Genomic DNA, 5,996 nt, shown 5'->3' on the forward strand with positions numbered 1-5,996 from the left:
TCCTCCTCGGTCCGGGTCCCGGACAGGCGCTTGAGCCGGCGGACGGCCCCAAGCCGGGCCTCCAGCTCCTCCCTCTCCTGCGCCTCGTTCGAGCGCGAATCCAGAACGTCGCGAACGGACTCGGCGACGTCCGCGAAGGCCTGCGCGCCCTCCGTCAGGGTGCGGCGCCCCTCGTCGCGCTCGGACTCCGGCAGGAGCTCCAGCAGGGACTCCGCGAGGTTCCGCAGCTCGTCCAGAAGGCCCTGTTCGGAGAGTCCCCCGGTGAGGCGGTCTAGGTTCTGCCGCGCCCGGTCCTGAAGGGACAGGCGGCGGCCGAGCGCACCCAGCCGCTCCTCGAGGCTGCCCTCGAGCCCGGGCTCGGGCCGCACCCTTCGGACCAGCGCCAGAACCTCGTTGGCGTTGGCGTAGCGGCGCTCGATCTCGGTCCGCCGCTCGTTCATCGTCCTCAGGTCCCGGTCGCAGGCGCGCGCCCGGTCGAATACGGTGCGAAGCTCCTCGGCCGCCGCGCGGGTCCCGGAATCGGTGCAGGCGTCCACCATGGAGAGCTGCCGGCCGACGTCCAGAAGCTCCATCTGTGCGAACTGGCTTTGAATGCGGAGCAGGAGCCCCGCGGCCTGAGCGCAGGTCCCCAGGGGGACCGAGAGGCCCTGAAGGGCGCAGCGGGAGCGGTCTCCGCGCGACAGGACGCGCCGCACGAAGAGGGCCCCATCCTCCGGCTGGAGGGAGTCGTCCAGGTCGGGGAAGCGGGCGTCGGTCAGGAACACCGCCTCGACGCCGGCCTCGTCCTCTCCTCCGCGGATCAGCGAGGACTGGCCGCGCGAGCCGGCGGCGAGCTCCAGGGCTCGGACGATACTGCTCTTGCCCGCCCCGCTCTCACCGGTGATGACGGTCAGCCCCCGGCCCAGGGGGAGGACGGTGTGCCCGATGCCTCCGATGTTCCACAGGGTGAGGCGCTCCAGCACGGCGGGTCCTATTCCCTTTCGGTCCTCGGCCGGCTCTGTCCCCAGCCCAGCTTCTCCTGGACCAGGTCGAGGAAGGTGCGTTCGGGCATGGTTATGGTGCGGACGCACTTGTCCCGCGCCGGCTCGACGTCCACCCGGTCCCCGGGGAGGACCTCGTAGCAAAGCTGGCCGTCCTGGGTCAGGGTGATGTCCCGGGAGCCGTCGCGGGGGATGAGGGAGATGCGGTCCGCCGCCGCCGCCATCAGGGGACGGGAGTAGAGCGTGTGGGCGCAGAGCGGGGCCAGCAGCATGCTGTCGAGGTGGGGCGGGATGATGGGGCCGCCCGCGGAGAGCGCGTAGGCGGTCGATCCCGTGGGGGAGGAGACAATAACCCCATCGGCGGGAAGGATGCCGAAGAAGCGGTCGTTGAAGCGCACCTCGATGTGGAGCAGGCGCGCGATGGCGTTCTTGCTCAGGACGAAGTCGTTGAGCGCGTAAAGTGTGTGGAGGGGAGCCCCGTTCCGATAGAGGACGCAGTGAAGGAGACGCCGCTCAAGGACGTTGTAGCGGCCGTTCAGGATGTTCTCCAGGTCCTCCTCCGCGCTGTCGGGCTTTCCCGAGGAGAGGAAGCCCAGATGCCCCAGGTTGATGCCGTAGAGGAGCGTCCCCGCGTCCAGGACATAGCGTGCGGCACGCAGAAACGTTCCGTCCCCGCCGACCACGATGGCGACCTCGACCGTCCCGAGCCACTCCTCGTCGGAGAGTCCCGCTGCCGTCAGCACGGAGGCCTCCGGATGCGGCAGAAGGAAGGACAGCCCCCTGTCCCGCCCCCACTGCAGCAGACGTCTGGCCATCGCGACGGCCCCCGGCTTGTGCGCGTTGACGATCATCCCCAGTTTTTTCATTCCCTGCCGTTTCCCCCCGCCCGCAAACTGTCCCGCCTTGCCGTTTTGCCTCATTATATCAGGAGCGACGGGGATTTTCTTACCGCTGGAACTCCCGGTACATCAGGCTGGGCTGGATCCCCGTGTTGTTCTGATACTTGCCGCTGCGGTAGGGATCGTAGTCGCCCGCCAGGGTGTGGTAGTAGATCTGGCAGATCCCGACCCCCGGATAGATGCGGATGGGGTGGATGCAGAAGATCTCGAGCGTCCAGTAGCCCGCGAAGCCGACGTCGCCGAACCCCGCCGTCACGTGGATGCAGAGCCCAAGCCTTCCGGTGGAGGAGCGCCCCTCGAGCATGGGAACGTAGGCATCCGTCCGGGTGTACTCGACGGTGCGTCCCAGGTAGAGCCTGCCCGGCTCCAGGAGGAGCCCGTCCCCGGGGATGGCGAGCGTCTCGGTCTCGTTGGGGGTCTTCATGTCGAGGACCCCGCTTCGGTAGATCAGCAGCTCGTCGTGCAGGGTCAGGTTGTAGCTGTTGGGGTTGAGCCTCTTCTCGTCGAAGGGGTCGATGATGATCTCCTTCCCCATGTGCCTCAGGATCTCCCGGCCGGAGAGGATCATGACGCCGCCCTCCGCCCGCCCCGCCGTCGGGCGGGGAAAACGTTTCCCATTCCGTTTTTCATGAAGGCAGACTCCTCGCTTTTCCTGATTTTTTCGTTCAGCCTCTCGTCCTTTGCCGCTTCCAGGTCTTTTTATTATAGAATATAAGGATATGGAAAACCCCGGCATGTTTTCGGAGCGTCATGCTTGTGTCGGGCTCGTCGGTTTTGAATTCATGGAGAAGAACGGAATAAAAGACAGCGAAATGGAAGAGAGCGGACGGAATTGAAGGAAAAACAAAGGTTGACGACGGAGGAGGTCCGCAGGCTCCCCAGGGACGCGACGTTTTCTCTGCTGGGGGTCGCCTCGCGCCTCGTGCGCAAGAAGGATAAAAACGACAATCCCTTCTGGGACATCTCGGTGATGGACGGGACGGGACAGATAGACGGCAAGATCTGGGGCAGCTCCGAGTGGTGGAACCTTGAGGGGGACTCCAGGATACGCCTCGACCCCCTCGCGGACGACGCGGCCCTCGGCCTGGAGGGGTGCACCGTCGGGTTGATGGGCAAGGTGGTGGAGTTTCGGGACCAGAATCAGTACAACTTCAACGTGGTGTACCGCGTGGATCAGGAGAAGTATCCGCCGCACGGCTTCGTGCGCCGCTCGCCCTTCTCCGACGAGGCGATGGAGGCCGAATTCCGCGAGCGGATCGGGGCCTGCGGGGAGCCCGTCAGGGGCTTCCTGACGAGGATCTTCTTTGAGCGGGGCCTGTGGCGGGAATACAAGGCCTGGCCCGCCGCCGTATCGGTCCACCACGCCTATGTGGGGGGACTGCTGGAGCACTCGCTGTCCGTGGCGCGGGCGGCCCTTGCCCTCGTCCGGAGCTACGCCGCCTCCGGCGTTCCGGCCGACGCGGATATCGTCGCCGCGGGGGCGCTTCTGCACGATCTGGGCAAGCTCGAGTCCTACCGCCTGTCCCCGACGCCCCAGGTGACGCTTCCCGGCAATGTCGTGGACCATATCGTCCTGGGGTACCACCGGTTCATGTCGCTGGCCGAGGAGGAGGGGTTTGACAGGGAGCGGGCCCTGGCGATCGGGCACATCCTGGTGAGCCATCACGGCAGCCGGGAGTTCGGCTCGCCGGTGCTCCCCGCCACGTCCGAGGCGATGATCGTCTCGGCTGCGGACGAGCTGGACTTCAAGCTCTACTGCTGGCGGGAACAGGTGGCCCAGATGGAGGCGGGGCGGGACGTGACCGACTTCGTCCCCGTGCTGCAGCGTCGATTGTGGCGCGGCTCCGCCGCATCGTCGGCCTCTCCGGCCGGGCCGGGCGGGGAAGAAGCTCGGCGATGAGCCACAGCCTGATCCTGTCCCGGGACCATGACGGGCGGCGGCTCGACCGCACGCTGCGGTCGATATGGCCGGCCATGCCGCTCTCCGCGATCATGCGCGGGCTCCGCATGGGGGCGGTGCGCCTGGACTCCGTTCGGGTGCGGGAGCCGGGGACGCGCGTCCGCGCGGGGCAGGAGCTCTACGTCTCCTGGGAGGGGCCGGAGGAGCGGACCTTCGAGCGGCGCTGGGGGACCGTCCCGATCCTCTGGCGCGGGGAGTCGGCGCTGGTGGCGGACAAGCCCGCGAACCTGCTCGTCCAGCCCGACGTCAAGGACGGGGACAGCGTCGTGACCCGGGTCTGGGGCATGGTCGGGGGACGGGAGGCCGGCTTCTCGCCCGCCGCGGTCCACCGCCTCGACCGAAACACGACGGGCGCGCTCGCCGTCGCCCTCAGAGGGGACGCCCTGAGGGGATTGGAGCGCCTTTTCAAGGAGAGACGCGTGACGAAGCGCTACCTGGCGATCGTCGTGGGGCGGGTCCCCGAGTCGGGGGAGGTCGATGCGCCGCTCCTGAAGGATGCCGCGGCGAACACCGTTCGGGTGGACCGGGGCGGAAAGAGCGCGCTGACGCGCTTCCAGCGGCTGGCGGGGGCGGAGGACGAAAAACTTTCCCTGGTGTCGATTGATCTTCTGACGGGGCGCACGCACCAGGCCCGCGTGCACATGGCCCACGCGGGCTTTCCCATCCTGGGGGACCGGAAGTACGGCTGCTTCGAGGCCAACCGGAGATGGGCGGAGCGGGTGCGGCGTCCTCTGCTTCACGCGGCCCTGCTGGGGTTTCCCGAGCTGCCTTCCCTGGCCGAGCTGTCGGGGCGGACCTTCCGTGCGCCCCTGCCGGAGGACATGCGCTTCTTCGCCGCCGAGTGGGGCTGGGACGATCGGGATCTGGATTGAGTTCGAGGGGGCGGTCGATGCCGAGTTGCAGAACGCGCAGTCGTTCGGTCGGCCGCGGAGCGAGGGGGATTTGAGATGATTCTGTCCGGCCTGTCCGGTTGGAGGATGTTTCTTCTGCGTTTTCTCGTCAGCCTGTTTTTCGTCGGGCTGGTCTATTGGGCGGCGGACTATTGGACGATAGGGATCTGGAACAGCCGGGAATCCCTCGTCGTGAGGGTCCTCGAGGCGGGGCCCGAGGCGCCCCGGGAGAAGGTTCCGGACGGCCGAAGCGCGGACGGGAACGGCGACGAGACCTTTCCCGCCCTCGAGCGCCCGCTGAAGGTCCTCGTACTCACGGGGGGGCAGAAGGGGCGTACCTTCGTCGTCGTCGCGACCCGCCTTGCCGGGAGCGGCGTCGATCCGATTCCGGATCATCGCTATCTGCTGGTGGAGGACACCTTCGAGGACGGCAGCAAGCAGTACTCCATAGCGGATGCCTACCGCATCCCCTCGGTCGCCGCCTTCGTCGCGCTGGTCTCGTCCCTGCTGCTGACCTTTGCCGGATGGGCGGGGTTCCGGGCCCTGCTGGGCCTGGGGCTCTCCATCGTCTGCCTGCTCTGGGGGGTGATTCCCCTGATGTCGGCGGGCTGGCCCCCGATTCCCCTGGCGTTCGCCGCCGTGCTCGTGATCTCGGTCCTGACGATCGTCTGCGTCGTCAAGCGGTCCCGCTGCCGCACGGTCGCCCTCCTCGGCAGCCTGGGCGGCGTCGGCTGCGGGTTCCTTATGGGATGGGCGATGGTCCTCTGCTGGCAGCTCAACGGGCTGGCGGGTGAGGGGGCCGCCCTGCTGGCCTCGACCCTCCCCGACATCGACGTCCGCGGGCTGCTGCTCGCCTCGATCCTGATCGGGGCCATCGGCGCGGTCCTCGACGTCGGCATCTCCATAACGGCCTCGATGGCGGAGCTCGTGGACTACGACCCGGATATCCCCCTGCGGCGCCTCCTGACGGCGGGCCTGAACGTTGGGAGCGAGGTGCTGGGGAGCATGATCAACACCCTGATCCTGGCCTATCTGGGGGCGGCGCTGCCCATGACGATCCTGATCAGCAGCGCGGGGGCCGACGTCGTCGGCCTCCTCAACGATCCGTATATCGCCCAGGAGATCGTGCAGAGCCTCGCCGGGACGGCCGGGCTCCTGCTCACGATCCCCGCGACGGCCCTGTTCTTCATCCTCCAGGAAGGGTGGACGCGCCGACGCCTCCAGGGCCTGTCTCTTATACACATCTGACGCTGCCGACGACTAGTCG

General features: G+C 67.7%; 6 protein-coding genes. 3 read left to right on the forward strand and 3 right to left on the reverse strand.

Annotation, left to right across the window (positions count from 1 at the left end; all coding sequences use genetic code 11):
- From ABLA28_RS10015 to dcd, 3 genes are all read right to left on the reverse strand, one after another.
- Positions 1-962: AAA family ATPase (locus ABLA28_RS10015; RefSeq protein ID WP_347713540.1), on the reverse strand; the 962-nt coding region annotated here is incomplete at its 3' end.
- Between the two features lie 8 nt (positions 963-970).
- Positions 971-1,846 carry an NAD(+)/NADH kinase gene (locus tag ABLA28_RS10020; RefSeq protein ID WP_347713541.1) on the reverse strand — a complete coding sequence of 292 codons (876 nt, stop codon included), beginning with the start codon at positions 1,844-1,846 and terminating at the stop codon, positions 971-973.
- A gap of 79 nt (positions 1,847-1,925) precedes the next feature.
- On the reverse strand, positions 1,926-2,447 hold the full coding sequence (gene dcd / locus ABLA28_RS10025; RefSeq protein WP_347713542.1) for a dCTP deaminase: 522 nt from the start codon (positions 2,445-2,447) through the stop codon (positions 1,926-1,928).
- Positions 2,448-2,729: 282 nt separating this feature from the next.
- Between dcd and ABLA28_RS10030 the strand changes: the two genes are divergently transcribed.
- The 3 genes from ABLA28_RS10030 (at position 2,730) to ABLA28_RS10040 (ending at position 5,977) form a co-directional block, all read left to right on the forward strand.
- A complete protein-coding gene (locus ABLA28_RS10030; RefSeq protein WP_347713543.1) occupies positions 2,730-3,779 on the forward strand; it encodes an HD domain-containing protein in 1,050 nt (349 codons plus the stop codon).
- Entirely contained in the window at positions 3,776-4,711 is a 936-nt protein-coding gene (locus ABLA28_RS10035; protein ID WP_347713544.1) for an RluA family pseudouridine synthase, read from the forward strand. The genes ABLA28_RS10030 and ABLA28_RS10035 overlap by 4 nt, the downstream gene beginning before the upstream one ends.
- Positions 4,712-4,786: 75 nt before the next feature.
- Entirely contained in the window at positions 4,787-5,977 is a 1,191-nt protein-coding gene (locus ABLA28_RS10040) for a YibE/F family protein (protein ID WP_347713545.1), read from the forward strand.
- Positions 5,978-5,996: the final 19 nt, after the last annotated feature.

This window comes from uncultured Fretibacterium sp. (assembly GCF_963544685.1).
In the GTDB taxonomy this organism is placed as follows: Bacteria; Synergistota; Synergistia; order Synergistales; family Aminobacteriaceae; genus CAJPSE01.

What these genes read in the sequence shown, in the direction of transcription:
- dcd (WP_347713542.1), bottom strand. Translation starts at nt 2,447, where the DNA reads ATGATCCTCTCCGGCCGGGAGATCCTGAGGCACATGGGGAAGGAGATC.
- ABLA28_RS10040 (WP_347713545.1), top strand. Translation starts at nt 4,787, where the DNA reads ATGATTCTGTCCGGCCTGTCCGGTTGGAGGATGTTTCTTCTGCGTTTT.
- ABLA28_RS10020 (WP_347713541.1), bottom strand. Translation starts at nt 1,846, where the DNA reads ATGAAAAAACTGGGGATGATCGTCAACGCGCACAAGCCGGGGGCCGTC.
- ABLA28_RS10035 (WP_347713544.1), top strand. Translation starts at nt 3,776, where the DNA reads ATGAGCCACAGCCTGATCCTGTCCCGGGACCATGACGGGCGGCGGCTC.